This window comes from Pseudomonas sp. MNR3A (genome assembly GCF_009650575.1).
GTDB classification, from domain to species: Bacteria; Pseudomonadota; Gammaproteobacteria; order Pseudomonadales; family Pseudomonadaceae; genus Aquipseudomonas; species Aquipseudomonas machongensis.
Genome location: NZ_VZZS01000009.1, coordinates 330,823 through 357,399 on the forward strand (window position 1 = coordinate 330,823; position 26,577 = coordinate 357,399).

Genomic DNA, 26,577 nt, shown 5'->3' on the forward strand with positions numbered 1-26,577 from the left:
ATTGTTACTTACAATTGCTTACATTAACATCCGCGGCCTTCACACCTTGGGGAAGGTCAAAAACAACATGCGCCACGTACCATCCGCTGTCAGCTCTCCACGCCTGCTCACCTGCGCCATCGGCGTCGCCATCAGCGCGACCTCGGCCTATGCCGCCGACCCCGCAGCCCAGCCAGTGACGCTCGACGCCACCAGCGTCAACGGTAAGGCCGAACAGGCGAGCACCGAGTACAAGGTCGAGAAAGCCTCCTCGCAGAAATACACTGCGCCGCTGGTGGACACCCCGCGCTCGGTCACGGTGATCCCGCAGCAGGTGATCAAGGACACCAACGCCCTGAGCCTGCAGGATGCACTGCGTACCGTACCAGGTATCACCTTCGGGGCCGGCGAAGGCGGCAACCCGCAAGGCGACCGCCCCTTCATCCGCGGCTTTGACGCCCAGGGCGATACCTACCTGGACGGCGTGCGCGACACGGGTGCACAGACACGCGAGATCTTCGCCATCGAATCGGTGGAAGTGGCCAAGGGCCCGAACTCTGCGATTGGCGGGCGCGGCGCGGCAGGCGGCACCATCAACCTGGTGAGCAAGCGCGCACACCTGGGCAACTCGCTCGACGGTGCCTGGACCTGGGGCAGCGACCAGACCCAGCGCTACACCTTCGATGGCAACTACCAGTTCAGCGACAGCGTGGCCGGGCGCCTCAACCTGATGACCCACGAGAGCAACGTCGCCGGGCGCGACAAAGTCAATTACGACCGTTGGGGCATCGCCCCGTCGCTGGCCTTCGGCCTGGGCACCCCGACCCGCGTCAACCTCGACTACTACCACCTGGAAAGCGACGACCTGCCGGATTCGGGCATCCCCTACACCGTCCCGGCCGGCGGCACCGGCACCCGTACCTCGGCACACCCGAGCAAGCCCTACGCCGGTGGCGACCACGACAACTTCTACGGCCTGACCGGCCGCGACTTCCGCAAGTCGCGGGTGGACATCGCCACCATCGCCGTCGAACACGACCTGTCGGACTCGCTGACCATCAAGAACACCCTGCGCCACGGCAACAGCATGCAGGACTACATCCTCACCCAGCCGGACGACAGCAAGGGCAACGTCAACAACGGCAGTGTCTGGCGCCGCGCCAACACCCGCGTGGGCAATACCGCCACGACCACCAACCAGACCGACCTGTTCGGCGAGTTCTACCTGGGCGGCCTGAAGAACAGCTTCTCCACCGGCATCGAGCTGAGCCGCGAAGAAAGCGAACGGTCCTCCTACAACGTCAACACCGACACCACGCCAGCCTCGTCCGGCAACGCCAGCACCAACTGCACCCCGGGCATGATCGTCTCCAGCGGTTACAACTGCACCTCGCTGAGCAACCCCAACCCGGACGACCCGTGGAACGGCGCGATCTCGCGCAACTACGCCGGCACCACCACCAACAGCAAGACCCGCGCGCTGTACGTCTTCGACACCCTCGAACTGACCCCGCAGTGGCTGCTGAACATGGGCCTGCGCTACGACCACTTCGACACCGACTACAAGACCTATACCGCAGCCGGCGCCACCACTGCCAAAGGCCGCGACAAGAGCGAGTTCATCACCGGCCAGTTGGGCCTGGTGTGGAAACCGGCCGACAACGGCAGCATCTACGTGTCCTACGCCACCTCCGCCACGCCACCGGGCGCGATGCTCGGCGAAGGCCAGGAAGGCAACCCGCTGCCGGGCACCCCGGACCGCTCGGGCAACCTGCTGTCCAGCGACCTGGAGCCTGAAGAAACCACCAACTACGAGATCGGTACCAAGTGGGACCTGCTTGACCAGCGCCTGTCCCTGGCCGCTGCGCTGTTCCGCACCGAAAAGGAAAACGCCCGCGTCCAGGTGGACACCACCACCTACGAGAACGTCGGCGAAACCCGCGTGCAGGGCATCGAGCTGTCGGCCAGCGGCAAGCTCACCGACAAGTGGCAGGTGTTCGCCGGCTACACCTACCTGCAGGCACGCCAGATCGACGGCGGCCCGTTGGGCAAGGCCAACGATGGCAACCAACTGCCAAATACGCCGAACAACAGCGCCAGCCTCTGGACCACCTACGCCATCACACCGAAGCTGACCGTCGGCGGCGGCGCCTTCTATGTGGATGACGTGTATGGCAGCGTGGCCAACACCACCATGGTCGACAGCTACGTGCGCTACGACGCCATGGCAGCGTACAAGCTGACCAAGAACGTCGATCTGCAACTGAACGTGCAGAACCTGACCAACGAGGTGTACTACGACAAGGCCTTCTCCACCCACTTCGCCAACCAGGCGGCCGGGCGCACGGCGCTGCTGACCACCAGCGTCCACTTCTGATGATGGGACTGGGCTAGTCTGCACCGGCCTCTTCGCGGGCAAGCCCGCTCCCACAGGGACACCACAATCCTCAAATCCTGTGGAACACCTGTGGGAGCGGGCTTGCCCGCGAAGAGGCCACTGCAGTCGAGCACTAAACAGCACGCCCCCCCGCCCCGATCATTCCTGTGAGCGGGGCTTTTACATATCAAGGCATAATGCACGCCGCGCGGTCTGTGGCAGCAACACAAGGTGATCGATGTGGTGAAGAAGTCGCTGTTCCAATTGCACTGGTTCTTTGGCATCACCGCCGGCCTGGTGCTGGCGCTGATGGGCATCACCGGCGCAATCTGGTCGTTCCAGGAAGAACTGCTGCGCCTGTTCAACGCCGATGTGCTCAAGGTCGAGGTGCGCCAGGAGGGTGTGCTGCCGCTGCCGGAACTGGTGCGCCGCGCGGAACTTGCCCAGGGCGACAAGGTGGCGATGCTCTGGGTCGATACCCACGCCGACACCGCCGCACGCATCTTCTTCACCCCACCGCCCGGCGAGCGTCGCGGCGAGCTGCGTTATGCCGACCCTTACACTGGCGAGCTCAAGGGTGAAGTGACGGGCCTGGGCTTCTTCAACCTCATGCTGCAGTTGCACCGTTTCCTGGCCATGGGCGATACCGGCCGGCAGATCACCGGTGCCTGCACCCTGATGCTGATCTTCTTCTGCCTCTCCGGCCTTTACCTGCGCTGGCCGCGCCGGGCCCTGAACTGGCGGGTCTGGCTGAGCTTCGACTGGGCCAAGAAAGGCCGCGCCTTCAACTGGGACCTGCACGCCGTCGCCGGGACCTGGTGCCTGCTGTTCTACCTGCTGTTTGCCCTGACTGGCCTGTTCTGGTCCTACGACTGGTACCGCGAGGGCCTGAACAAACTGCTCGCCGACAAACCCGCAGCCGGCGAGCAGCATCAGCGCGGCGCAGGTCGCGGCCGGCCCGGGCCACAAGCAGCGGATGCCAAGGCGGCGCCGCTGGTGGTCGACTACGACGCCATCTGGAGCAATCTGAAGGATGCCGCAGGCCCACGCCTTGCCAGCTACAACCTGCGCCTGCCACCTGGCGGCGGGCAGCCGGCGACGCTGTTCTACCTGCTCGATGATTCGGCCCACGAACGCGCCTTCAACACCGTGACACTTGACCCCGCCACCGGCCAGATCAAACGTCACGAGCGCTACACCGACAAGTCGTTCAAAGCCCAACTGCTACAGAGCGTCTACGCCCTGCACGTGGGCAGCTATTTCGGTTTACCGGGCAGGATCATCCTCACCATCGCCAGCCTGACCATGCCGCTGTTCTTCGTCACCGGCTGGCTGCTGTATCTCGATCGCCGCCGCAAGAAGCGCCAGGTCCGTGCCGCCCGTGGCTCGGTCGACACCGCCCACGCCAGCGGCGACAGCTGGCTGATCGGCTTCGCCAGCCAGAGTGGCCTGGCCGAGCAACTGGCCTGGCAGAGCGCAGGGCAGTTGCAGGCGGCGGGCTTGCCGGTGCAGGTACGCTCGCTCGCCGAGCTGGGCGAGGACGAGCTGCGCCAGGCCCGTCGCGCGCTGTTCGTGGTCAGCACCTTCGGTGACGGCGAGGCGCCTGACGGCGCCCGCGGCTTCGAGCGCAAGGTGCTGGGCCAGCCCTGGGCCCTGCAACACCTGAACTACGCCCTGCTCGCCCTGGGCGATCGACAGTATCCGCATTTCTGCGGTTTCGCCCGGCGTCTGCAGGCCTGGCTGGCCGAGCGTGGCGCGACCACCGCGTTCAGCCCGATCGAAGTCGACAGTGCCGACCAGAACGCCCTGCAGCAATGGCAGCAGGCCCTGGGGCAACTGACCGGCGCACGTCCGCTCGCCGCCTGGCAACCGCCCAGTTACGGCAACTGGCGCCTGGTACGACGCGAGCGCCTCAACCCCGGAAGCCAGGGCGCACCGGTGTACTTGCTGGGCCTGAGTGCCGAACACCCAAGCGTCTGGGACGCTGGCGACCTGGTCGAGGTGCTGCCCCGCCACAGCCAGGCGCGGATCGATGCCTTCCTGCAAGGGTTGGGGCTCGATGCGAATCTGCCGGTGCAACTTGAGGGTCTTGTCGAACCGCTTGGGCAGGCGCTGGCCAGCCGCCAGTTGCCAACCAGCCGCGAGCATCTGGTCGGCCTGCACGCCCAGGCCCTGGTCGATTCGCTGATTCCACTCGGTGCCCGCGAATACTCCATCGCCTCGATCGCGAGCGACGGCGTGCTGGAGCTGATCGTGCGCCAGGAGCGTCATGCCGATGGCAGCCTCGGGCTGGGCTCCGGCTGGCTGACCGAATACCTGCCCATGGACGGCCATGCCAGCCTGCGTCTGCGCCGCAACAGCAGCTTCCACCTGCCGGCCGCCTCGGTACCGATGGTGCTGATCGGCAACGGTACTGGCCTGGCAGGCCTGCGCAGCCTGCTCAAGGCCCGGATCGCGAGTGGTGAGCAGCGCAACTGGCTGCTGTTCGGCGAACGCAACCGCGCCCACGACCTGCTCTGCGGCCGCGAGCTGCAAGGCTGGCTGGACAGCGGCGATCTGACACGATTGGACCTGGCGTTCTCGCGAGACCAGGCGGAAAAGGTGTATGTGCAGGATGTGCTGTTGCAGCAAGGCGAAGAGCTGCGCCGCTGGATCGACGAGGGTGCCTGTGTGTATGTCTGCGGCAGCCTGCAGGGGATGGCAGGCGGCGTGGATGCAGCGCTGAAGGGGCTTCTGGGTGAAGAGCTCGTCGAGCGGCTGATCGAGGATGGGCGCTATCGGCGGGATGTGTACTGACCAGCGCCTGATGTATCGGTCTTTTCGCGGGCAAGCCCGCTCCCACAGGTAAAGCATTGAGTAACGCTTTACCTGTGGGAGCGGGCTTGCCCGCGAAAAGAGCACTGCAGTTTCAATGCAGCTCGAAGGTGTCGGCATCCAGGTTCGCCGGGAACTTGGCCCGATACGCCGCCAGGTCAGCGGCGCTCAACACCGCGCTGAACACCCCGTCGGCTTCCCCCGCACTCAGCAGGCTCTCGCCCTGGAAGTCCAGCACCTGGCTGTCCCCCGAATAGGCAAAGCCTTTGCCGTCGGTCCCCACCCGATTCACCGCAGCCACGTAGCACAGGTTCTCGATCCCCCGCGCCGGCAGCAGCCGGTTCCAGTGCTGGCGCCGCGCGGCCGGCCAGTTCGCCGTGTACAGCAGCAAGTCGGTGTCCTGCGCGTCGCGGCTCCACACCGGGAAGCGCAGGTCGTAGCAGATCAGCGGGCGAACTCGCCAGCCCTTGAGCTCGAACTGCACCTGGCGCTCGCCAGGCGTGTAGTGCTTGTGCTCACCCGCCATGCGGAACAGGTGGCGCTTGTCGTAATGCAGCACCTCGCCGTCCGGTCGCGCCCACAGCAGGCGATTGCGATGGCTGCCGTCGGCGGCCTGGATGATCACACTGCCGGTGATCACCGCATCGATCTTCTTTGCCTGTGCCTTGAGCCACTTGTAGGTCGGACCATGCTCGGGCTCGGCAAGGCGTTCGGACTCCATCGAGAAGCCAGTGGTGAACATCTCCGGCAGGATCACCAGGTCAGCGCCACGGGCCTGCTCCAGCAATACCTCGAAATGCGCATGGTTGCCCTCGCGGTCATGCCAGGCCAGGGTGGTCTGCACCAGGGCGAGCTTCAGGTTCGGCAGTTGACTCAGATCGCGCATAGTTTTTCCGCCGCCTGACGCAGCGTCTCCTCACGTTTGGCAAAGCACAGGCGCACCAGGCGTTGCTCGGGGATGGGGCGCTGGTAGAACACCGACACCGGGATGGTCGCCACGCCGTGTTCGCGGGTCAGCCACAGGGCCATCTCCACATCATTGAGGTCGGGACGGATCGCCGAGTAGTCCACCAACTGGAAATAGGTGCCCGCGGTGCGGGTGAAGGCAAATCGCGATGTTTGCAGCAGGTCGCAGAACAGGTCGCGCTTGGCCTGGTAGAAGCCTGGCAGTTCGTCGATATGCTCCGGGTGTTCGGCCATGAAGTCGGCCAGCGCCCATTGCAGCGGCGTCACGCCGCAGAAGTTGACGTACTGGTGGACCTTGCGCAGCTCGGCGCTCAGCGCAGGCGGTGCAATCACATAGCCTGTCTTCCAGCCGGTGACGTGGTAGGTCTTGCCGAACGAGCTGACCACAAAGGCCCTCGCATACAGCTGCGGGTGGGCCAGCACGCTGGCATGGCGTACGCCGTCGTAGACCAGGTGCTCGTAGACCTCGTCGCTCACCAGGTAGATGTCGCGCTCGGCAATCAAGGCCGCAAGCTGGTCGAGGTCTTCACGGGTGATCAGGGCGCCGCTGGGGTTGTGCGGCGAGTTGAGGATGACCATGCGCGTGCGCGGGGTCAGGGCATCGCTGAACTTCTGCCAGTCGATGCGAAAATCGCCATCGCTCAGTTGCACATGCACGCAGCGACCACCGGCCAGCTCTACCGACGGCTCGTAGCTGTCGTACGACGGGTCGAAGACGATCACCTCGTCGCCAGCCTGGATCACCGCCTGGATCGCACAGAAGATCGCCTCGGTGGCGCCAGGCGTGATGGTCACTTCCTGATCGGCGTCCACCTGGGCGCCATAAAGCCGGGCGATCTTCGCCGCGACCTGCTGCCGTAACACCGGTAACCCGGTCATCGGCGCGTACTGGTTGTTGCCAGCGGCCACGTGTCGGCCGACCGCATCGAGCAGCGGCTGCGGGCCATTGAAATCGGGGAAACCCTGGGACAGGTTGAGCGCGCCGGTTTGCGCGGCGAGCTGGGACATGGTGGTGAAGATGGTCGTGCCGACGTTCGGCAGTTTGCTGCGGATCATGAAGCCCTCTTTCCTGCGGGGTGGTCCGGCACGGGGTGGAGTCCGAGCATAGCGGATCGGGCAGGCAGGAAAAAGGTTGAAACATTTAAAGGCTCATTCGTGGGCAAGCCCGCTCCACAGGTCGTTCACAGATCTCAATGCCTGTGCCTTACCCAGTGGGAGCGGGCTTGCCCGCGAAGAAGCAGACGCGAGAATCAGCGCTTGTCTTTGCGCTTCTTCTCAGCCTTCTTGTGGTGCGACATCAAGCGACGCTTCTTGTTGACCTGGCGATCGGTGAGGGTGTTCTTGTTGCCCTCGTACGGGTTCTCGCCGCCCTTGTACTCGATGCGGATCGGAGTACCGACCAGCTTCAGCACACGGCGGTAGGTGTTTTCCAGGTAGCGCGAGTAGGAACGCGGGATCTTGTCGGTCTGGTTACCGTGAATCACGATCAGCGGCGGGTTGGCACCACCGAGGTGGGCATAGCGCAGCTTGATCCGACGACCATTGACCAGCGGCGGCTGGTGCTCGCTGATCGCATCTTCGAGGATCTGCGTCAGGCGGCTGGTCGGCCAGCGGGTGACCGCCGACTTGAACGCGGCCTGCACCGACTTGTACAGGTGGCCAACGCCAGTGCCGTGCAGGGCGGAGATGAAGTGGATATCGGCAAAGTCGACGAAGAACAGCCGGCGCTCCAGCTCGGTCTTCACGTAGTCGCGCTCGCCCGGCTCCATGCCGTCCCACTTGTTCAGGGCAATGACGATGGCACGGCCGGCGTCCAGGGCGAAGCCCAGCAGGTTCAGGTCATGGTCGACCACACCCTCGCGCGCGTCCATGACGAAGATCACCACGTTGGCGTCCTTGATCGCCTGCAGCGTCTTGACCACCGAGAACTTCTCGACTTCCTCGTGGATCTTGCCGCGTTTGCGCACCCCGGCAGTGTCGATGAAGGTGTACTTCTCGCCATCACGCTCGAACGGGATGTAGATACTGTCGCGGGTGGTGCCCGGCTGATCGTAGACCACCACGCGCTCTTCACCGAGCATGCGGTTGACCAGCGTGGACTTGCCGACGTTGGGGCGACCAATGATGGCGATCTTGATGCCATCCTTCTCGCTCGGGCCGGGGATACGCACCGCTTCCTCGCCTTCGGCGACCTCGGCATCCAGCGCTTCCTCGACCTGGTCGCGCGGGATGTGGCCAAGCACGGCTTCCATCAGCGCATTGATACCACGGCCTTGCGAGCCAGCGACTGGAATGGCGTTGCCCATACCCAGCGGCGAGAACTCGGCGCGGGCGACATCGGCATCGATGTTGTCGATCTTGTTGGCGACCAGGATCGCCTCTTTGTTCCGCTTGCGCAGGTGCTCGGCGATCATCTGGTCAGCGGCGGTCATGCCGGCGCGGGCATCGACCAGGAACAGCACATAGTCCGCTTCTTCGATGGCCATCAGCGACTGCTCGGCCATCTTCTCGTCCATGCCCACTTCGTCGCCGGTGATACCGCCGGTGTCGATGAGGATGAACGAACGACCCTGCCAACTGGCATCGCCGTACTGGCGGTCACGGGTCAGGCCCGACAGGTCGCCGACGATGGCATCGCGGGTCTTGGTCAGGCGGTTGAACATGGTGGATTTGCCGACGTTCGGCCGTCCCACCAGGGCGATTACGGGAACCATGCGGCTCTCCATTCGTGAATTCTTGAAAATGCAAAGGCCGCTGCAAGGCAGCGGCCGGAGTTCGGGCGGCGCTTCCTGCGCCGCAGCCTGAAACCGATGACGGTCTCAAGCATAGCTTCAGCGGATGGTCAGTGCCTCGAGCTTGCCGCTGTTGCCATAGACATAAATGGTGTCGCCGACCACCAGGGGACGGGCGCGCAGGCCATCGCTGTCGATACGCTCACGGCCGACGAAGCGACCATCGACCTGGCTGAGCAGGTGCAGGTAACCCTCGAAGTCACCCACCGCGACATAGCTGGAGAACACTTCCGGTGCCGACAGTTGGCGACGGGCCATGGAGTCGTTGGTCCACAGCGCCGAAGACGAACGCTCATCGACGCTCTCGACGGTGCCCGAAGCCTCGCTCACGTAGACGTTGCCAAAGCCCTGGGCGACACCGACGTAGCTGGAGGCATCGCGCTGCCACAGTACACGGCCGCTTTCCAGGTCCAGGCCCGCGACGCGACCCTGGTAGCTGGTGACGTACAGGGTACCACCGGACAGCAGCAAGCCACCGTCGATGTCCACCACGCGGTCCAGCTCGGAACGGCCTTGCGGCACGGCCACGCGGGCTTCCCACACCGGCACGCCGTTCTGCGTGTCGACCGCAATCACCTTGCCGGTGGACAGGCCAGCCACCGCCAGGCGATTGGTGACGATCGGCGCGCCGGTACCACGAAGAGTGAGTACCGCAGGCGAGCTCTCGTAGATCCAGCGGCGATCACCGGTGCTGAAGTCCAGGCCGATCAGACGGTCGTCCTGGGTTTGCACCACCACCACATCACCGTTGGTCGCCGGCGGAGCCAGCACTTCGCTGGTGACGCGCGAGCGCCAGCGCTCTTCACCGGTGCTGGAGTCCAGGGCGATGACTTCACCCTTGAGGGTACCCATCATCAACAGGCCGTAACCCACGCCGACAGCGCCGGAAACCGGCACCTCCAGGTCCTTCTTCCACACCACGTCACCGTTGCTGCGGTTCAGGGCGAAGACCTTGCCGTTGACGTCGGCGGCGTAGATGCGGTCGTTCTCGATGGCCGGCACCAGGGTGTTGTACTTGTCACCCTGGCCGTCACCGATCGAACGGCTCCACTGCTTCTTGAGCACCACCTCTTCGGTGAACTTGGTCAGTTCGGCCGGGGGCAGTTCCTTCTTGCTGTTGCTGCTGCAACCCGCGGCCAGCACGGCCAGGGCGAGCACTGCTGCTTGTTTCCAACCGGTCACTTCACGCGTCCCCTTTGGCCAGGTCATCCAGCTTCAGTTGCAGGCCACCGATCGCGGCGTCGTCGGACAGCGCGGCCTTGGCTTTTTCATACGCACCGTGGGCATCGTCGGCACGGCCCAACTGGACCAGCAAGTCCCCCTTGAGCTCCTCGCGGCTGGCCAGGAACGCCTTGTCGGCATCACCGTCGAGCAGCTTGAGGGCCTCCTCGGCCTTGTCCTGGGCAGCGAGCACACGGGCCAGACGCTGGCGCGCGATCTCGCCGAGGGTGGCATCGGCCGGCTTGTCCATCACGTTCTTGAGCTCGGCGGCGGCATCGTCCAGCTTGCCGCTGTCGACCGCGACCTTGGCCACGAACAGGCTGCCGTACTGGGCATAGGCCGAACCGCCAAATTCGCTCTTGAGCTTGCCGGACAATTCGGCGACCTTGGTCGCATCCGGCTTGCCGTCAGGCGTCAGGGTAGTTTCCAGCAACGCCTGGTACAGCGCCGAAGCGCCTTGCGACTGGTTGCTCTGGTACTTGTGCCAGGCCTGCCAGCCCATCACCACCGCGGCGGCGAGCAGGGCACCGGTCAGCAGCGGCTTGCCGTTGCGGTTCCACCAGTCCTTGGCTGCGGCCAGGCCATCATCATCGGTACTCGACACCCCAATACTCCTTTTCAGCAATTCGGCTGTTTGACCGCTTCACGCCTGCGCGAGAGCAGCTTGCAGGTGCTCGGCCAGAGCATCCCAGGCAATGTTCTGTTGTTCGCCCTGGCCACGCAGGGGCTTGAAACCTACCACTTGTTGCGCCAACTCGTCGTCCCCCAGGATCAGGGCGAACAGCGCCCCGCTCTTGTCGGCCTTCTTGAACTGGTTCTTGAAGTTGCCACCACCGGCGTTGACCGCCAGGCGCAGGCCCGGCAAGCGATCGCGCAGTTGCTCGCTGATCTTCAGGCCCGCCAGCTCCGCCTGCTCGCCGAAGGCGCACAGATAGACATCCAGCGTGCGGCTGATCGACTCGGGCACCTTGCCCAGCGTCTCGATCAGCAACAGCAGGCGCTCGATACCCATGGCGAAGCCCACGCCAGCCGTCGGCTTGCCGCCCATCTGCTCGACCAGGCCATCGTAGCGGCCGCCAGCGCAGACAGTGCCCTGGGCACCGAGCTTGTCGGTCACCCACTCGAACACGGTCTTGCTGTAGTAGTCCAGGCCACGCACCAGTTTGGTGTTGATCACGAACGGGATTCCGGCAGCGTCCAGGCGGGCCTTCACGCCCTCGAAGTGCACGCGGGACTCTTCGTCCAGGTACTCTTCGAGCTTCGGAGCGCCCACCAGGGCGGCCTGGGTGCCTTCGTTCTTGCTGTCCAGGATGCGCAGCGGGTTGCTCTGCAAACGACGCTTGCTGTCGTCGTCCAGCTGATCGATACGTTCGCTGAGGAACTCGACCAGCGCGTCGCGATAGCGCGCACGGGCTTCGCTGGTGCCCAGGCTGTTGAGCTCGAGCGTGACCGCGTCTTGGATACCCAGGCGCGCCCAGAGGCGCCAGGTGAGCATGATCAGTTCGGCGTCGATGTCCGGACCGGCCAGGTTGAATACCTCTACGCCGATCTGGTGGAACTGGCGATAGCGCCCCAGTTGCGGGCGCTCGTGGCGGAACATCGGGCCGACATACCAGAGTTTCTGGACCTGGCCGTTGCCGATGATGCCGTGCTCGAGCACAGCACGCACACAGGCGGCAGTGCCTTCGGGACGCAAGGTCAGCGAGTCCTTGTTGTCCTGGAAGGTGTACATCTCTTTTTCGACGATATCGGTGACTTCACCGATCGAGCGCTTGAACAGCTCGGTGAACTCGACGATCGGCGTGCGGATCTGGCTGTAGCCGTAGCCGTCCAGCAGGCCGGCCACGGTGCCTTCGAAGTAGCGCCACAGGGGCGACTGCTCGGGCAGGATGTCGTTCATGCCACGGATGGCTTGCAGCGATTTGCTCACGAAAAGTCCTTACGAATCTGTCTATCAGCCGCGGGCGATAAGCGCCGCGTCGGCCTCGACCTTCTCGGCCGCTTTCTGGCGGATGAGCTTTTCCAGCTCATCGACCAGGTTGTCATTGGTCAGCTTCTGCGCCGGCTTGCCATCGATGTACACCAGGTTGGGGGTGCCACCGGTCAGGCCGACGTGGGATTCCTTGGCTTCGCCCGGGCCGTTGACCACGCAGCCGATCACCGCGACGTCCAGCGGCACCAGCAGGTCTTCCAGGCGCCCTTCAAGCTCGTTCATGGTCTTGACCACATCGAAATTCTGCCGCGAACAGCTCGGGCAGGCGATGAAGTTGATGCCACGCGAGCGCAGGTGCAGCGACTTGAGGATGTCGTAGCCGACCTTCACTTCCTCGACCGGATCGGCAGCAAGCGAGATGCGAATGGTATCGCCAATGCCTTCGGCAAGCAGCATACCGAGGCCGACGGCGGATTTCACCGTCCCCGAGCGCAGACCACCGGCTTCGGTGATGCCCAGGTGCAGCGGCTGCACGATCTGCCTGGCCAGCAGGCGGTAGGCTTCGACGGCCATGAACACGTCGGAGGCCTTGACGCTGACCTTGAAGTCCTGGAAGTCGAGGCGGTCAAGGTGCTCGACATGGCGCAGCGCCGACTCGACCAGCGCAGCCGGGGTCGGTTCGCCGTACTTTTTCTGCAGGTCCTTTTCCAGCGAGCCGGCATTGACGCCGATGCGAATCGGGATACCGCGGTCGCGAGCGGCATCGACCACCGCGCGTACGCGGTCTTCACGGCCGATGTTGCCCGGGTTGATGCGCAGGCAGTCAACACCAAGCTCGGCGACGCGCAGGGCAATCTTGTAGTCGAAATGGATGTCGGCGACCAATGGCACGCTGACCAGTTGCTTGATCTTGCCGAAGGCTTCGGCCGCGTCCATGTCTGGCACCGAGACGCGGACGATGTCGACACCGGCGTCGACCAGGCGCTGGATCTGCCCAACGGTGGCGGCGACATCATTGGTGTCGGTGTTGGTCATGCTCTGTACCGCGATGGGTGCATCACCACCCACCGGCACATTGCCGACCCAGATTTTGCGGGATTCGCGACGTTTGATCGGAGATTCGCCGTGCATGACTTACTGTCCCAACTTCAGGCGAGCGGTCTCGCCACTGGTGAACGGGGCGACATCGACGGCCTGACCGTTGTAGCTGACCTGAGCGCCGCGGGCAAAGCCCAGGCGGACCGCGAACGGCGGCTTGCCGGTCAGTTCCAGGCTGTCACCCTTGCGCTTGATCGCGCTGAACAGCACCTTGCCGTTGCCGTCGGTGACCTGGGTCCAGCAATCGGCGGTGAATTGAATGGCGACCTTGCCATCGCCAGCAGCCACCACGGCAGGCTCGGCAGCAGCGGGAGCGGTCGGTGCGGCGTGGGTGGCAGGCGCGGTCGGTGCGGGCGTGGTGGCCGGCGTGTGGGTCTGGGCAGGAGCCTGGGCAACCGGAGCGGCTGGAGCGGCGGCTGATGCCGAGGTGGCCGGGTCGCTCTGCACAGGCGCCTCGGCGGCGGGTTCGGTCGGAGCCTGCTCAAGCGGCAGTGGCGCGCTTTCAGGCTGCTGGCCAGCAGTCACGGCCTGATCTTCCGGCTCGTCAAGCGGGTGGATCTGGGTGGTACCGTCGGCGCTTTCGACCTCGACATGCTCCAGGGCGATCTTGGCCAGGTCCTTGCCACGCAGGCTGCTCTGGTCCTGCCACCAGAAGAAGCCGCCACCGACCACAGCTACCAGCAGCAACAGGCTGACGACACGCAGGATGTTGTGCGAAAGGCGCACCGGCTCCTCGATACGACCAAGGGCGTGCACTTCGCTGCCCTTGGCGTGAGTCCCGGTGATCTGGTCGAAAGCCTCGACGAGCGGCGCCTGGTCCATGTCCATGAGCTTGGCGTAGGCGCGGATATAGCCGCGCGCGAACGTGTGTCCGGGAAGCTTGTCGAAGGCGCCGGTTTCCAGGTTGTTCAGCGAAGTGACCGTGAGATTCAGCTTACGGGCGACCTCGGCCTGCGACCAGTTCCGGTTCTCGCGGGCCTGGCGCAAGACATCACCGGGATTCTGCTGAATCGCTGCTGCTGCTTCGGGGTGCGCGGCTTTCATCGTTGCTCCGACAGGTATTGCTGATATTCCGGCGTACCGGGATAAAGTCGTTGTAATTTCTTGCCCAGCTCGGCCGCGGTGCCGTGCTCTTCGAAGACTCGGGCGAGGCGGCTGCCCAACAACAGACTGCGGGCGTCATGATCGCCTTGCTGGCTGAAACGTTCGTAGTAGTCCCGGGCCGGCACATAATGCCTGTTTTCGTAGGACAACTCAGCCATTTCCAGCAGCGCTCGTGGTTGCCGTTGATTGAGCCGCAGGGCCTTGTCCAGGTATTCGTGCGCCTGCTCGCGGCGCCCCTGCTTGAGTGCGGTCAGGCCAAGATTCTCGTACACCCGGGAGCGCTCAGGATACAGGGTATCGGCGGCGGCTTGGCGAAACATCTGCTCTGCCTGGCGAAAATGCCCTTGAGCATATAGGAAACTGCCGTAGTTGTTGCGAATCCGCGTGTCATCCGGGCGTTGCGACAAGGCTTCGCGGAAATGGCCATCGGCCAGATCGGGCTCGCCCTGGGCCTGAAAGACCAGGGCCAGGGCGGCGTGTGCATCGGCATCACGGCTGTTCAACGCAAGCGCCCTTGCCAGCGGGGCCTTGGCTTGCTCAGTCATGCCTTGTTGCAAATACCCCAGGCCCAACTGCACGTAGGCACGCCCTGCCTCCGCCCTGCCCTGTCGGCTGGAAAGCGGATCACCTGCACCGCCGGACACGCAGCCGGCCAGCAGCAAAAGCGACAGGATCGACAGCGCGGCGCGCAGGGTCATCGGCGGAGTCCGTCAGTGGCGCGCAGCGCTGTCTTGCAGCTCGCTGCCATCGGCGTTGATCTGGCGCACGGCGATGTAGCGTTCGCTGCGGCGGGTGCGGTCCATTACCTGCCCCACCAACTGGCCGCAGGCCGCGTCGATATCTTCGCCGCGGGTGGTGCGGGTGGTGACGTTGAAGCCGCCGTGGTGCAGCAGATCCTGGAAGCGACGGATAGCATTGTTGCTGGGGCGCTCGTAACCGGAGTGCGGGAACGGGTTGAACGGAATCAGGTTGATCTTGCACGGCACGTCACGCAGCAATTCGATCATCTGCGCGGCATGCTCAGGCTGATCGTTGACGTCCTTGAGCAAGGTGTACTCGATGGTAAGCACCCGCTTGCCACCGAGCGTGGACATGTAGCCCATGCAGGACTCGAGCAGCATCTTGAGCGGGTACTTCTTGTTGATCGGGACCAACTGGTTGCGCAGCGCGTCGTTGGGCGCATGCAGCGACAACGCCAGCGACACGTCGATGTGCTTGGCCAGCTCGTTGATCATCGGCACGACACCCGAGGTGGACAGGGTGACGCGACGCTTGGAAATGCCATAGCCCAGATCGTCCATCATGATCTTCATCGCGGCGATGACATTGTCGAAGTTCAGCAAGGGCTCGCCCATACCCATCATGACCACGTTGGTGATAGCGCGGTCGATCTTGGCCGGGACGGTCCCGAAAGATTTGTTGGCAAGCCACACCTGGCCAATCACTTCGGCGGCGGTGAGGTTACTGTTGAAGCCTTGCTTGCCGGTGGAGCAGAAACTGCAGTCCAGGGCACAGCCGGCTTGCGACGAAACGCAGAGGGTACCGCGGTCGTCGGTGGGAATGTAGACGGTCTCGACGCAGCTGCCGGAGGCAACGCGGACTACCCATTTACGGGTACCGTCGGCGGAAATGTCCTCGCTGACCACTTCCGGGGGGCGAATCTCGGCAACGGCCTCGAGCTTTTCGCGCAAGACCTTGCCAACGTTGGTCATATCCGCAAAGTCGGACACGCCAAAATGGTGAATCCATTTCATCACCTGACCGGCACGGAAGCGCTTCTCCCCGATCGAGTCGAAGAACTGTTCCATTTCCGGCAGGGTCAGCCCCAACAGGTTGATTTTGCCAGTAGATGTCGTCATGGATTCACCCTCACTCGTAAGCTTTCGCTTAGCGAGTGGTTACCTCGGTAGCAGCGAAGAAGTAAGCGATTTCGCGAGCTGCAGCGGCTTCGGAGTCCGAACCGTGAACGGCGTTGGCGTCGATCGACTCGGCGAAGTCGGCACGGATGGTGCCTGGAGCGGCTTCTTTAGGGTTGGTGGCGCCCATCAGCTCACGGTTCAGAGCGATGGCGTTCTCGCCTTCCAGCACCTGGACAACGACCGGGCCGGAAGTCATGAAGGCAACCAGATCACCGAAGAAGCCACGAGCGCTGTGCTCGGCGTAGAAGCCTTCGGCTTCGGCCTTGGACAGCTGCTTGATTTTCGAAGCGACGATTTTCAGGCCGGCTTCTTCGAAGCGAGTGGTGATCTTGCCGATGACGTTCTTGGCAACTGCGTCAGGCTTGATGATGGAGAAAGTACGTTGAACAGCCATGGAAAACTCCAGAATTTGAGTGTTGCGAAAAATTAAACCCGCGAATTATACGCGGGTTCCAGGGGATTGCCTAACCTGCAGAGACGCTCAGTCGGCTTCTTCGATCCAGGCCGCCTGGATGGCCTCGAGCACTTTCTCACCGCCGCGTGACGGATCGTCGCTGAACTCTGGCAAAGCCAGCACCCAACGGTGCAGATCGACGAAATTCACATATTTAGGATCGACGTCCGGCTTGCTTTCCGCAAGCTGGATGGCGATCTCAAGTACATCAATCCATTTCAGGCTCATGCTGAAAACCTCAGTGCGGCGCTTCGGCAGCGTGGTTGAGCGAGTATTTCGGAATCTCGATGGTGATGTCTTCATCACCCACGATCACCTGGCACGCCAGGCGAGACTGCGCTTCCAGGCCCCAGGCCTTGTCCAGCATGTCTTCTTCCAGCTCGTCGGCTTCTTCCAGCGAGTCGAAACCTTCACGCACGATGCAGTGGCAGGTGGTGCAGGCACACACGCCACCGCAGGCGCTTTCCATCTCGATATGGTGCTCGTGGGCCAACTCCAGGATGTTGGTCCCTGGCTCCACTTCGACCACCAGCCCATCCGGGCAGAACTTCTCATGCGGCAGGAAAATCACCTGGGGCATCGGTTACTCCTCGATCTCATTCAGGTTGCGCCCGGCCAGTGCGGCTTTGACCGTCGAATCAAGGCGACGGGCGGCAAAGGCATCGGTCACCTGCGACAAACGCTTGGTCTGTTGCTCGATGGCAGCGCCATCGGTGCCGCTAAGCAAATCACGCAATTCTTGCATCTGGAAGGCGATGGCCTCGCGCTCGTCAGCACTGAGCAGACGCTCGCCATCGGCATCCAGGGCGCCCTGCACCGCTTCGAGCAACCGCTCGGCATCGACCTGGTGCTCGCGCAACTGGCGCGCCTGCTTGTCGGAGCCTGCGTGCTCGAAGGAGTCCTTGAGCATACGAGCGATCTCGCCATCGGTCAGGCCGTACGACGGCTTGACCTGGATGCTCGACTCCACGCCCGAGCCCAGCTCGCGGGCCGCGACGCTGAGCAGGCCGTCGGCATCAACTTGGAAGGTCACGCGGATCTTCGCTGCACCGGCCACCATCGCCGGGATGCCGCGCAGCTCGAAGCGGGCCAGCGAACGACAGTCGCTGATCAGCTCGCGCTCGCCCTGCAGGACGTGAATCATCATGGCCGACTGGCCATCCTTGTAGGTGGTGAACTCCTGGGCGCGAGCCACGGGAATCGTGGTATTGCGTGGAATCACCTTCTCCATCAACCCGCCCATGGTCTCAAGACCCAACGACAGCGGGATGACGTCCAGAAGTAACAATTCGCCACCCTCGCGGCGATTCCCGGCCAGGGTGTCCGCCTGGATCGCGGCACCAATGGCGACGACCTGGTCCGGATCGATCGAGGTCAGCGGAGCGCGGCCGAACAGCGTGCCGACGGCTTCACGCACACGCGGCACGCGCGTCGAGCCGCCGACCATCACCACAGCACCGACCTCTTCCAGCTCGACACCGCTGTCGCGCACGGCGCGGCGGCAGGCCTTGAGGCTGCGGGCGATCAGAGGTTCGATCATGGCTTCGAAGGCGGCACGGCTGAGCTCGCCCTGCCAGGCGCCATGAGCGACGCTGACGGTATCGGCGTCGGTCAAGGCCTCTTTGGCGGCACAGGCCGTCTGCAGCAGTTGACGCTGGGTCGCCGGGTCGAGATCGGCGGACAGACCGGCCTGCTCGATGATCCAGCCGGCAATGGCGTGGTCGAAGTCATCGCCGCCCAGGGCAGTGTCGCCCCCCGTGGCCAGCACTTCGAAGACGCCCGCGGTCAGGCGCAGGATCGAAATATCGAAAGTGCCGCCCCCCAGGTCGAAGATCGCCACCACGCCTTCGGCGTTCTGGTCCAGGCCATAGGCCACGGCGGCAGCGGTCGGCTCGTTGAGCAGGCGCAACACGTTCAGGCCAGCCAGACGCGCAGCGTCCTTGGTGGCCTGGCGCTGGGCGTCGTCGAAATAGGCCGGCACGGTGATGACCGCGCCCACCAGTTCGCCACCGAGGGTTTGCTCGGCGCGCAGACGCAGGACCTTGAGAATGTCGGCCGACACCTCCACCGGACTCTTCGGCCCCTGGACGGTGTCGATGAACGGCATGTGCGACTCGCCGCCAACGAAGCGATAGGGCAGTTGCTCGCCCAGCTGCTTGACGTCGGCAAGACCGCGCCCCATCAGGCGCTTGACCGAAAGCACGGTGTTCAGCGGGTCGCTGGCGGCTGCATCACGAGCCGCCTGGCCAACGTCGCTGTGCCCGGGCAAATAGCGCACTGCGGACGGCAGGATGACGTTGCCCTGGGCGTCGGGCAGGGGCTCGCTGCGACCGCTGCGCACCGCAGCGACGAGAGAGTTGGTGGTACCCAGGTCGATACCCACCGCCAGGCGACGCTGGTGCGGCTGGGGGCTCTGACCGGGTTCGGCGATCTGCAGTAGGGCCATGCTTATCTGAATACCTTAGGCGTCATCACGGGCAACGCCGGGGTTAATCGTCGAGGCGCTCTTCGAGTTGGCGCACTTCTTGGGCGAGCTTGTCGAGAAACTGCATGCGGCGCATCAGGCGCTCGGCCCTGTCGCGCTCGGCAGCTTGATCCCAGCAGGCGGCGAAATCCTCGTTGAGCGTGTCCTGGGCGACCTTCAGGCGCTTCTTGAACACGGCAACACCGTCGAGGTCGGCTTCGTCCTGCAGCTCTTCGAGTTCTTCGCGCCACTGCATCTGCTGCAGCAGGAAGTCGGGGTCGTGAACCGTGACTTCCTGGGGCACGTCATGACCGCTGACAGCCAGCAGATAACGCGCGCGACGCGGCGCGCTGCGCAGCGTCTGGTAGGCGTCGTTGAGGGCAGCGGACTTTTCCAGGGCGACACGCTGCTCACGCTCGGAGGCGTCAGCGAAGCGGTCCGGATGGACCTCGCGGGCCAGCTCACGATAACGGGTGGCCAGCTTGTCGAGGTCCAGGCGAAAGCCCGGCTGCAGGTCGAACAGGGCGAAATGGCAAGGAGTACCCACGTCAAGCCTCAGACATTGAAGCTTTCGCCGCAGCCACACTCACCGCGCACGTTGGGGTTGTTGAACTTGAAGCCTTCGTTCAACCCCTCCTTGACGAAATCCAGCTCGGTGCCATCGAGATACACCAGGCTCTTCGGGTCGATGATGACCTTCACGCCATGGTTCTCGAACACCTGGTCCTCGTCGGCCAGCTCGTCGACGAACTCCAGCACGTAGGCCAGGCCCGAGCAGCCGGTGGTGCGCACGCCCAGGCGGATGCCTTCACCCTTGCCGCGCCCGTCGAGGGAGCGGCGAATGTGGTTGGCGGCGGCTTCTGTCATGCTGATAGCCATCGGAACTCCTTACCTCGCGGCGACTTAGATCAAGCCTTTCTTCTGCTTGTAATCGCGAACGGCTGCCTTGATGGCATCTTCGGCGAGTACCGAGCAGTGGATCTTGACCGGCGGCAACGCCAGTTCTTCGGCCAGCTGGGTGTTCTTGATGGTTTCGGCTTCGTCCAGGGTCTTGCCCTTCATCCACTCGGTGGCCAGGGAGCTGGAGGCGATGGCCGAACCGCAGCCGTAGGTCTTGAACTTGGCATCTTCGATGATGCCTTGCTCGTTGACCTTGATCTGCAGACGCATCACGTCACCGCAAGCCGGGGCGCCGACCATGCCGGTACCGACGTCCGGATCTTCGGCGTCCATCTTGCCGACGTTGCGCGGGTTTTCGTAGTGGTCGATGACCTTTTCACTGTATGCCATGGTGCAATTCCTTCCTCATCAGGGAGCCGCTCTTGCTGGCGACTGCTTAGTGGGCGGCCCACTCGATCTTGGAGATGTCGACGCCGTCTTTGTACATGTCCCACAGCGGCGACAGTTCACGCAGTTTGTTCACGGCCTTGCAGACTTCCTGCGCGGCGTAGTCGACTTCTTCTTCAGTGGTGAAGCGACCGAAGGAGAAGCGGATCGAGCTGTGCGCCAGCTCGTCGTTGCGGCCCAGGGCGCGCAGTACATAAGACGGCTCGAGCGACGCGGAGGTGCAGGCCGAACCGGAAGATACGGCGATGTCCTTGAGCGACATCAGCAGCGACTCGCCTTCGACGTAGTTGAAGCTCAGGTTCAGGTTGTGCGGAACGCGCTGGGTCTGGCTGCCGTTGACGTACAGCTCTTCAAGGTCGGAGACCTGCTTGAAGAAGCGGTCGCTCAACGCCTTGATGCGCACGTTTTCAGCGGCCATTTCCTGCTTGGCGATGGCGAAGGCCTCGCCCATGCCCACGATCTGGTGGGTCGGCAGGGTGCCCGAACGCATGCCGCGCTCATGGCCACCGCCGTGAATGATGGCCTCCAGGCGCACACGCGGCTTGCGGCTGACGTACAGCGCGCCGATGCCCTTCGGGCCGTAGACCTTGTGCGCCGAGAACGACATCAGGTCGACCTTGGTCTTCTGCACGTCGATTTCGACCTTGCCGGCCGACTGAGCGGCATCGACGTGGAACAGCACGCCGCGCGAGCGGGTCAGTTCACCGATGGCGGCGATATCGTTGATCGAGCCGACTTCGTTGTTCACATGCATCAGCGAGACGAGGATGGTGTCGTCGCGCAGCACTGCCTCGACCATCGCCGGGGTGACGATGCCGTCTTCACCGGGTTCGAGGTAGGTGACTTCGAAACCTTCGCGCTCGAGCTGGCGAGCGGTGTCGAGGACCGCCTTGTGCTCGATCTTGGAGGTGATGATGTGCTTGCCCTTGGTCTGATAGAAGTGCGCGACACCCTTGAGCGCGAGGTTGTCGGACTCGGTGGCACCGCTGGTCCAGACGATTTCGCGCGGGTCGGCATTGATCAGCTCGGCGACCTGGCGGCGGCCATTCTCAACCGCCTCTTCAGCGCGCCAGCCGAACACGTGGGAACGCGAGGCCGGGTTACCGAAGTTTCCGTCGACCAGCAGGCAGTCGGCCATCTTCTGGGCGACGCGGGGATCGACCGGGGTGGTCGCGGAGTAATCGAGGTAGATCGGCAACTTCATTGAGTATCTCCTATCAGGCGTTGGCGTCGCTCGTCGCTGCATCAGTCGACGGCGGACGTCTCAATCTTGTCCAGCTGGGCAACGCGACCGGCGACTCGACGCAGGTCCTGGCGCTGGGCGACTTCCTGCACCTCACGGCGCATGACGAGGTCGGACAGGCTGATGCCGCTGAGGAATTCGTGGATCTGCTGGCTGAGGTCGCACCACAGGTGGTGGGTCAGGCAGGTATCACCGGCGTGGCAATCCCCGAGGCCTTGGCAGCGAGTGGCGTCTACCGACTCGTTGACCGCGTCGATTACCTGCGCCACCTGGATGGTTTCCATGCCCCGCGACAGCTGGTAGCCGCCACCCGGACCGCGCACGCTGGATACCAGGCTGCTGCGGCGCAGCTTGGCGAACAGCTGTTCCAGATAGGAGAGGGAGATGCCCTGGCGCTCGGAAATGTCGGCCAAGGATACCGGCCCATGCTGCGCGTGCAACGCCAGGTCGAGCATGGCGGTGACGGCGTAACGGCCTTTGGTAGTCAATCGCATGGCTATGGGTACCACGGGAGTTACAGGATGTGTGCGAGTATGCGATTCCCGAGCATTTAAGTCAACTATAAGACCTAGTGCTTTAGTCGGGTTTGCATGCGGGAAGCGGGCGCGATGATAGCAGACAAGGGGCGCGAGCACACGCCCCGTGTATCAGCCGGGCGTAATCAATGCGACGGAGTGTCGCTCTGCGCAGCCTGCTTGACCTCGGCGAAGTCTTCTTCCGGCAGCGCCGGCAGGGCCTTGGCACAGTAGTCACTGCCCAGGTTGGTCAGCGCCCCGCACATGCCCTCCAAGCGCTCGTCGACCGCCTGCAGGTGGTCGAGCATCTGGCCGATGGCGCGCGCCACCGGGTCGGGCATGTCGCCACTGACGCCGTAGGCATCGAAGCCGATCTTCTCGGCCATGGCCTTGCGCTTGGCCTCGACCTCGCTGTCCTCGGTCTTGACGATGATCCGCCCCGGGATCCCGACTGCCGTGGCGCCGGCCGGCACGGCCTTGGTCACCACCGCATTGGAGCCGATCTTGGCCCCGGCGCCAACCGTGAACGGGCCGAGCACCTTGGCGCCCGCCCCCACCACTACGCCGTTTTCCAGGGTCGGGTGACGCTTGCCCTTGTTCCAGCTGGTGCCGCCGAGGGTAACGCCCTGGTAGAGCGTCACGTCATCGCCGATCTCGGCGGTCTCACCGATGACGATGCCCATGCCATGATCGATGAAGAAGCGCCGGCCAATGGTGGCGCCCGGGTGGATCTCGATGCCGGTCATCCAGCGCCCGAAGTTCGACACCAGGCGCGCCAGCCATTTGAAGTCGCGTTTCCACAGGGCATTGCCCAGGCGATGCAACCAGATGGCATGCATCCCCGGGTAGCAGGTCAGCACCTCGAAGGCATTGCGCGCCGCCGGGTCACGATGAAACACACTCTGGATATCTTCACGCAGACGCTCGAACATTGTTTCTAGTCCTTCCGCTTGTGCGCATCACCCCGTGCGACCTTCTGGGTCTCGGTGAGGATGCCGCGCAAAATGCTCATTTCCGAACGGTTGACCGAGCTGCGCCCATACAACCGGCGCAGGCGCGCCATCAGGTGCTTGGGCTTCTCAGGGTCAAGGAAGCTGATGTCCACCAGGGTCTTTTCCAGGTGTTCGTAGAACAGCTCCATTTCGTCCAGGGTGGCCAGCTCATCGCTGGCATCGACCTTCTCGACCTTCGCCGGCGCACCTTGCGCCGCCAGCCATGCGGTGCGCACCTCGTAGGTGAGCACCTGGACCGCGGCGGCAAGATTCAGCGAGCTGAAATCGGGGTTCGATGGAATGTGCACGTGGAAGTGACATCGCTGCAGTTCGTCATTGGTCAGGCCTGCATGTTCACGACCGAACACCAGGGCGATCTCCTCGCCAGCGGCCGCACGCGCGACGCTCTGCACCCCGCATTCGCGCGGGTCGAGCATCGGCCACGGCATGCTGCGATCACGGGCGCTGGTACCAATCGCCAGGCTGCAACCGGCCAGCGCCTGCTCGAGCGTATCGACCACAATGGCGCCGTCCAGCACATCGTCGGCACCAGAGGCACGGGCACTGGCGTCGGCCGCGGGGAAATCCAGTGGCTGGACCAGCACCAGGCGCGACAAGCCCATGTTTTTCATGGCACGAGCAGCGCCGCCGATGTTGCCGGGGTGGCTGGTATTGACCAGAACAACACGAATATTCTGCAGCAAGGTGTCGAGCTCACGGATGCCTATAAAGGGGGGAACGATCTTACCTAAGCGACGGGCGTAACGCCACGAATGCGAATGTCACCCTTCTGCCGGAACAGTTTTCTGATAGACTAGGCGGCTTTCTTCTTTAACATCTCCAGGTGAAACGCCCATGCAGCCTATGCTGAATATCGCCCTGCGCGCCGCTCGCAGCGCCAGTGAACTGATTTTCCGCTCCATCGAACGCCTGGACAGCATCAAGGTCGACGAGAAAGAGGCCAAGGATTACGTCTCCGAGGTCGATCGCGCCGCCGAGCAGACCATCGTCAACGCCCTGCGCAAGGCTTACCCGAACCACTCGATCCAGGGTGAAGAGACTGGCCTGCACGCCGGCTCCGGCGAGGAAGGCAAGGACTACCTGTGGATCATCGATCCACTGGATGGCACCACCAACTTCCTGCGTGGCGTTCCGCACTTCGCGGTCAGCATCGCCTGCAAATACCGCGGCCGCCTTGAGCACGCGGTCATCGTCGATCCGGTCCGCCAGGAAGAATTCACCGCCAGCCGCGGTCGTGGCGCCCAGCTCAACGGTCGTCGCCTGCGCGTCAGCTCGCGCACCAGCCTGGAAGGCGCCCTGCTGGGTACCGGCTTCCCGTTCCGCGACAGCCAGATGGCTGACCTGGACAACTACCTCGGCATGTTCCGCGCCCTCACCGGCCAGACCGCCGGCATCCGCCGCGCAGGTTCCGCCGCCCTGGACCTGGCCTACGTTGCCGCTGGTCGTTTCGACGCCTTCTGGGAGTCGGGCCTGTCCGAGTGGGACATGGCCGCAGGCGTACTGCTGATCCAGGAAGCGGGCGGCCTGGTGAGCGACTTCAACGGTGGCCACGACTTCCTCGACAAAGGCCACATCGTTGCCGGCAACATCAAGTGCTTCAAGGCGGTACTGACCGCCATCCAGCCGCACCTGCCGGAAAACCTCAAGCGCTGAGCCAGGGCTTAGGATGCAAAAAAAGCACCCCGTGGGGTGCTTTTTTTGTGCCTGTTTTCCCTGGTTCTGCTGGCCCGCGACGAAGCCAGCATCCAGATCACTGGCCGGGCTGCGCCTGGCTCAGCACCAGCTTGCCGTTCTTGTCCAGCGGAATGGTCGAACCTGGCTCGTGGTCCATCTTCACCACACCAGCCTGGTCACCGATGGTGTACTTCACGGTGTAGCCCACCACCTTGTCGCTGATGTCGTTGACCGTGTTGCAGCGCGTTTGCGTGGTGGTGTAGGTGTCACGCTCCTGCATGCCTTCCTGCACCTTGTTGCCGGCATAACCACCACCCACCGCACCTGCGACCGTGGCGATCTTCTTGCCGGTGCCGCCACCGATCTGGTTACCCAGCAGGCCACCGGCCAGGGCGCCCACCACGGTACCGGCGATCTGGTGCTGGTCCTGCACCGGACGCTGGCGCGTCACGGTCACGTCCTTGCACACTTCGCGCGGCGTCTTCACCTGCTGCTTGATCGGTTGTACGTCAGTGACCTGGGCGTATTCCGGCCCTTTGTTCACCAAGCTGTAGGTCGCCACAGCACCTCCGGCTGTAACACCGACAGCACCCAGAACCGCACCCACCAGCATTGATTTGTTCACGTGGAATCTCCTGATCATACCCGCGGGACATTGCCCGCCTTCTCCCTGCCTTGGAGCAAAAAAAAAGGCGCGAGTTCAACACTCGCGCCTCTCTTTACGCCAAACGGCGTAGGACAAGCCCTTACGGACGGTCGTCCACACCCTCGGCCTTGACCGGCGGGATCAGGTCTTCACTGTTCAGGTTCAGCCAGATCAGCACCACGTTGGCGATGTAGATCGACGAGTAGGTACCCGCCATGACGCCCAGGAACAGCGCCAGCGAGAAGCCGAACAGGTTGTCGCCACCGAAGAACAGCAGCGCTGCGATCGCCAGCAAGGTCGACACCGAGGTGGCGATGGTGCGCAGCAGGGTCTGGGTGGTCGAGACGTTGATGTTCTCGATCAGCGACGCCTTGCGCATGACGCGGAAGTTCTCACGCACGCGGTCGAACACGACGATGGTGTCGTTGAGCGAGTAGCCGATGATCGCCAGCACTGCCGCCAGTACCGTCAGGTCGAAGGTGATCTGGAAGAACGAGAGGATGCCCACGGTCACGATCACGTCGTGAATCAGCGAGACGATCGCCCCCACCGCGAACTTCCACTGGAAGCGGAACGCCAGGTAGATCAGTACCCCGCCCAGCGCCAGCAGCATGCCCAGGCCGCCCTGGTCACGCAGTTCTTCACCGACCTGCGGGCCGACGAACTCGACACGCTTGACGGTGGCCGGGTTGTCGCCGCCCACTTTCTGCAGCGCCTGGGCAACCTGATTGCCCAGTTGCGGGTCATCGCCAGGCATGCGCACCAGCAGGTCGGTGGTGGCACCGAAGCTCTGCACGATGGCCTCGTGGAAGCCGGACTCGACCAGCTCGGCACGCACCGCCTTGAGGTCGGCCGGACGCTCGTAGGTCAGCTCGATGAGCGTACCGCCGGTGAAGTCCAGGCCGAAGTTCAAGCCCTTGTGCCACCAGCTGAACAGCGCCAGTACGGTCAGCAGGACAGTGACGGCGAACGCAACGTTGCGCACGCCCATGAAGTTGATGGTTTTCATCGCAGCTCC

Annotated in this window: 26 protein-coding genes; 3 read left to right on the forward strand and 23 right to left on the reverse strand. The window is 63.7% G+C overall.

From position 1 onward, the window contains the following. The first annotated feature begins 67 nt into the window (after window positions 1-67). Together F6X62_RS08660 and F6X62_RS08665 are read left to right on the forward strand one after the other, a co-directional pair. Window positions 68-2,356: a TonB-dependent siderophore receptor gene (locus F6X62_RS08660; protein WP_153773235.1), complete on the forward strand. Its 2,289-nt coding sequence runs from the start codon at window positions 68-70 to the stop codon at window positions 2,354-2,356. 240 nt (window positions 2,357-2,596) lie between these two features. After that, complete coding sequence (locus F6X62_RS08665) at window positions 2,597-5,152, forward strand: sulfite reductase flavoprotein subunit alpha (protein ID WP_153773264.1); 2,556 nt, start codon at window positions 2,597-2,599, stop codon at window positions 5,150-5,152. Window positions 5,153-5,264: 112 nt separating this feature from the next. Here the strand turns inward: F6X62_RS08665 and F6X62_RS08670 are convergent, their stop codons facing one another. The 21 genes from F6X62_RS08670 to trmJ form a co-directional block, all read right to left on the reverse strand. Then, window positions 5,265-6,056 carry an amidohydrolase gene (locus F6X62_RS08670; protein ID WP_054892560.1) on the reverse strand — a complete coding sequence of 264 codons (792 nt, stop codon included), beginning with the start codon at window positions 6,054-6,056 and terminating at the stop codon, window positions 5,265-5,267. Next, window positions 6,044-7,192 carry a pyridoxal phosphate-dependent aminotransferase gene (locus F6X62_RS08675; protein ID WP_151925204.1) on the reverse strand — a complete coding sequence of 383 codons (1,149 nt, stop codon included), beginning with the start codon at window positions 7,190-7,192 and terminating at the stop codon, window positions 6,044-6,046. The genes F6X62_RS08670 and F6X62_RS08675 overlap by 13 nt, the downstream gene beginning before the upstream one ends. 194 nt (window positions 7,193-7,386) lie before the next feature. Then, window positions 7,387-8,850, reverse strand: a complete 1,464-nt coding sequence (der, locus tag F6X62_RS08680; protein WP_054892576.1) for a ribosome biogenesis GTPase Der — start codon at window positions 8,848-8,850, stop codon at window positions 7,387-7,389. Window positions 8,851-8,967: 117 nt separating this feature from the next. Further along, a complete protein-coding gene (bamB, locus tag F6X62_RS08685) occupies window positions 8,968-10,110 on the reverse strand; it encodes an outer membrane protein assembly factor BamB (RefSeq protein ID WP_054892575.1) in 1,143 nt (380 codons plus the stop codon). A 1-nt stretch (window position 10,111) separates the two neighbouring features. Beyond that, window positions 10,112-10,753, reverse strand: coding sequence for a tetratricopeptide repeat protein (locus F6X62_RS08690; protein WP_153773236.1), 642 nt, complete (start codon window positions 10,751-10,753; stop codon window positions 10,112-10,114). A 39-nt stretch (window positions 10,754-10,792) separates the two neighbouring features. After that, window positions 10,793-12,079 (reverse strand): histidine--tRNA ligase, encoded by a 1,287-nt coding sequence (gene hisS, locus F6X62_RS08695; protein WP_054892557.1) that lies wholly within the window; start codon window positions 12,077-12,079, stop codon window positions 10,793-10,795. Window positions 12,080-12,103: 24 nt separating this feature from the next. Next, window positions 12,104-13,213 (reverse strand): flavodoxin-dependent (E)-4-hydroxy-3-methylbut-2-enyl-diphosphate synthase, encoded by a 1,110-nt coding sequence (gene ispG, locus F6X62_RS08700; RefSeq protein ID WP_054892556.1) that lies wholly within the window; start codon window positions 13,211-13,213, stop codon window positions 12,104-12,106. Window positions 13,214-13,216: 3 nt separating this feature from the next. Beyond that, window positions 13,217-14,224 carry a RodZ family helix-turn-helix domain-containing protein gene (locus tag F6X62_RS08705; protein ID WP_153773237.1) on the reverse strand — a complete coding sequence of 336 codons (1,008 nt, stop codon included), beginning with the start codon at window positions 14,222-14,224 and terminating at the stop codon, window positions 13,217-13,219. Continuing rightward, the gene (gene pilW, locus F6X62_RS08710; RefSeq protein WP_153773238.1) at window positions 14,221-14,982 is read right to left on the reverse strand and encodes a type IV pilus biogenesis/stability protein PilW; all 762 of its coding nucleotides are present in this window, start codon (window positions 14,980-14,982) and stop codon (window positions 14,221-14,223) included. The genes F6X62_RS08705 and pilW overlap by 4 nt, the downstream gene beginning before the upstream one ends. Window positions 14,983-14,994: 12 nt before the next feature. Then, window positions 14,995-16,143, reverse strand: a complete 1,149-nt coding sequence (rlmN, locus tag F6X62_RS08715) for a 23S rRNA (adenine(2503)-C(2))-methyltransferase RlmN (protein WP_054892553.1) — start codon at window positions 16,141-16,143, stop codon at window positions 14,995-14,997. A gap of 28 nt (window positions 16,144-16,171) precedes the next feature. Then, window positions 16,172-16,597: a nucleoside-diphosphate kinase gene (gene ndk / locus F6X62_RS08720; RefSeq protein WP_011532343.1), complete on the reverse strand. Its 426-nt coding sequence runs from the start codon at window positions 16,595-16,597 to the stop codon at window positions 16,172-16,174. A gap of 87 nt (window positions 16,598-16,684) precedes the next feature. Further along, window positions 16,685-16,885, reverse strand: a complete 201-nt coding sequence (gene iscX / locus F6X62_RS08725; protein WP_027920277.1) for a Fe-S cluster assembly protein IscX — start codon at window positions 16,883-16,885, stop codon at window positions 16,685-16,687. Between the two features lie 10 nt (window positions 16,886-16,895). Continuing rightward, entirely contained in the window at window positions 16,896-17,237 is a 342-nt protein-coding gene (fdx, locus tag F6X62_RS08730; RefSeq protein ID WP_063546067.1) for an ISC system 2Fe-2S type ferredoxin, read from the reverse strand. A gap of 3 nt (window positions 17,238-17,240) precedes the next feature. Next, on the reverse strand, window positions 17,241-19,103 hold the full coding sequence (hscA, locus tag F6X62_RS08735) for a Fe-S protein assembly chaperone HscA (protein WP_054892552.1): 1,863 nt from the start codon (window positions 19,101-19,103) through the stop codon (window positions 17,241-17,243). Between the two features lie 43 nt (window positions 19,104-19,146). Further along, window positions 19,147-19,668: a co-chaperone HscB gene (gene hscB, locus F6X62_RS08740; RefSeq protein WP_153773239.1), complete on the reverse strand. Its 522-nt coding sequence runs from the start codon at window positions 19,666-19,668 to the stop codon at window positions 19,147-19,149. Between the two features lie 8 nt (window positions 19,669-19,676). Beyond that, complete coding sequence (iscA, locus tag F6X62_RS08745; RefSeq protein ID WP_003248536.1) at window positions 19,677-20,000, reverse strand: iron-sulfur cluster assembly protein IscA; 324 nt, start codon at window positions 19,998-20,000, stop codon at window positions 19,677-19,679. A gap of 24 nt (window positions 20,001-20,024) precedes the next feature. Further along, window positions 20,025-20,411 carry a Fe-S cluster assembly scaffold IscU gene (iscU, locus tag F6X62_RS08750; RefSeq protein WP_003443374.1) on the reverse strand — a complete coding sequence of 129 codons (387 nt, stop codon included), beginning with the start codon at window positions 20,409-20,411 and terminating at the stop codon, window positions 20,025-20,027. A 46-nt stretch (window positions 20,412-20,457) separates the two neighbouring features. Next, window positions 20,458-21,672 (reverse strand): IscS subfamily cysteine desulfurase, encoded by a 1,215-nt coding sequence (locus tag F6X62_RS08755; protein ID WP_054925565.1) that lies wholly within the window; start codon window positions 21,670-21,672, stop codon window positions 20,458-20,460. A 41-nt stretch (window positions 21,673-21,713) separates the two neighbouring features. Next, the gene (gene iscR / locus F6X62_RS08760; RefSeq protein ID WP_054892549.1) at window positions 21,714-22,205 is read right to left on the reverse strand and encodes a Fe-S cluster assembly transcriptional regulator IscR; all 492 of its coding nucleotides are present in this window, start codon (window positions 22,203-22,205) and stop codon (window positions 21,714-21,716) included. Window positions 22,206-22,372: 167 nt separating this feature from the next. Beyond that, on the reverse strand, window positions 22,373-23,158 hold the full coding sequence (cysE, locus tag F6X62_RS08765; protein ID WP_054892548.1) for a serine O-acetyltransferase: 786 nt from the start codon (window positions 23,156-23,158) through the stop codon (window positions 22,373-22,375). A gap of 5 nt (window positions 23,159-23,163) precedes the next feature. Next, a complete protein-coding gene (trmJ, locus tag F6X62_RS08770) occupies window positions 23,164-23,922 on the reverse strand; it encodes a tRNA (cytosine(32)/uridine(32)-2'-O)-methyltransferase TrmJ (protein WP_153773240.1) in 759 nt (252 codons plus the stop codon). A 151-nt stretch (window positions 23,923-24,073) separates the two neighbouring features. Here trmJ and suhB point away from each other — a divergent pair, with 151 nt between their 5' ends. Beyond that, window positions 24,074-24,892, forward strand: a complete 819-nt coding sequence (gene suhB / locus F6X62_RS08775; protein WP_054892546.1) for an inositol-phosphate phosphatase — start codon at window positions 24,074-24,076, stop codon at window positions 24,890-24,892. 97 nt (window positions 24,893-24,989) lie between these two features. Here the strand turns inward: suhB and F6X62_RS08780 are convergent, their stop codons facing one another. Both F6X62_RS08780 and secF read right to left on the reverse strand, forming a co-directional pair. Next, window positions 24,990-25,538, reverse strand: a complete 549-nt coding sequence (locus F6X62_RS08780) for a glycine zipper 2TM domain-containing protein (RefSeq protein ID WP_054892545.1) — start codon at window positions 25,536-25,538, stop codon at window positions 24,990-24,992. A 121-nt stretch (window positions 25,539-25,659) separates the two neighbouring features. Beyond that, on the reverse strand, window positions 25,660-26,568 hold the full coding sequence (gene secF, locus F6X62_RS08785) for a protein translocase subunit SecF (RefSeq protein ID WP_054892544.1): 909 nt from the start codon (window positions 26,566-26,568) through the stop codon (window positions 25,660-25,662). Window positions 26,569-26,577 lie beyond the last annotated feature (9 nt).

What these genes read in the sequence shown, in the direction of transcription:
- F6X62_RS08660 (WP_153773235.1), top strand. Translation starts at nt 68, where the DNA reads ATGCGCCACGTACCATCCGCTGTCAGCTCTCCACGCCTGCTCACCTGC.
- F6X62_RS08670 (WP_054892560.1), bottom strand. Translation starts at nt 6,056, where the DNA reads ATGCGCGATCTGAGTCAACTGCCGAACCTGAAGCTCGCCCTGGTGCAG.
- F6X62_RS08675 (WP_151925204.1), bottom strand. Translation starts at nt 7,192, where the DNA reads ATGATCCGCAGCAAACTGCCGAACGTCGGCACGACCATCTTCACCACC.
- der (WP_054892576.1), bottom strand. Translation starts at nt 8,850, where the DNA reads ATGGTTCCCGTAATCGCCCTGGTGGGACGGCCGAACGTCGGCAAATCC.
- ispG (WP_054892556.1), bottom strand. Translation starts at nt 13,213, where the DNA reads ATGCACGGCGAATCTCCGATCAAACGTCGCGAATCCCGCAAAATCTGG.
- F6X62_RS08705 (WP_153773237.1), bottom strand. Translation starts at nt 14,224, where the DNA reads ATGAAAGCCGCGCACCCCGAAGCAGCAGCAGCGATTCAGCAGAATCCC.
- pilW (WP_153773238.1), bottom strand. Translation starts at nt 14,982, where the DNA reads ATGACCCTGCGCGCCGCGCTGTCGATCCTGTCGCTTTTGCTGCTGGCC.
- rlmN (WP_054892553.1), bottom strand. Translation starts at nt 16,143, where the DNA reads ATGACGACATCTACTGGCAAAATCAACCTGTTGGGGCTGACCCTGCCG.
- ndk (WP_011532343.1), bottom strand. Translation starts at nt 16,597, where the DNA reads ATGGCTGTTCAACGTACTTTCTCCATCATCAAGCCTGACGCAGTTGCC.
- iscX (WP_027920277.1), bottom strand. Translation starts at nt 16,885, where the DNA reads ATGAGCCTGAAATGGATTGATGTACTTGAGATCGCCATCCAGCTTGCG.
- fdx (WP_063546067.1), bottom strand. Translation starts at nt 17,237, where the DNA reads ATGCCCCAGGTGATTTTCCTGCCGCATGAGAAGTTCTGCCCGGATGGG.
- hscA (WP_054892552.1), bottom strand. Translation starts at nt 19,103, where the DNA reads ATGGCCCTACTGCAGATCGCCGAACCCGGTCAGAGCCCCCAGCCGCAC.
- iscA (WP_003248536.1), bottom strand. Translation starts at nt 20,000, where the DNA reads ATGGCTATCAGCATGACAGAAGCCGCCGCCAACCACATTCGCCGCTCC.
- iscU (WP_003443374.1), bottom strand. Translation starts at nt 20,411, where the DNA reads ATGGCATACAGTGAAAAGGTCATCGACCACTACGAAAACCCGCGCAAC.
- F6X62_RS08755 (WP_054925565.1), bottom strand. Translation starts at nt 21,672, where the DNA reads ATGAAGTTGCCGATCTACCTCGATTACTCCGCGACCACCCCGGTCGAT.
- iscR (WP_054892549.1), bottom strand. Translation starts at nt 22,205, where the DNA reads ATGCGATTGACTACCAAAGGCCGTTACGCCGTCACCGCCATGCTCGAC.
- cysE (WP_054892548.1), bottom strand. Translation starts at nt 23,158, where the DNA reads ATGTTCGAGCGTCTGCGTGAAGATATCCAGAGTGTGTTTCATCGTGAC.
- suhB (WP_054892546.1), top strand. Translation starts at nt 24,074, where the DNA reads ATGCAGCCTATGCTGAATATCGCCCTGCGCGCCGCTCGCAGCGCCAGT.
- secF (WP_054892544.1), bottom strand. Translation starts at nt 26,568, where the DNA reads ATGAAAACCATCAACTTCATGGGCGTGCGCAACGTTGCGTTCGCCGTC.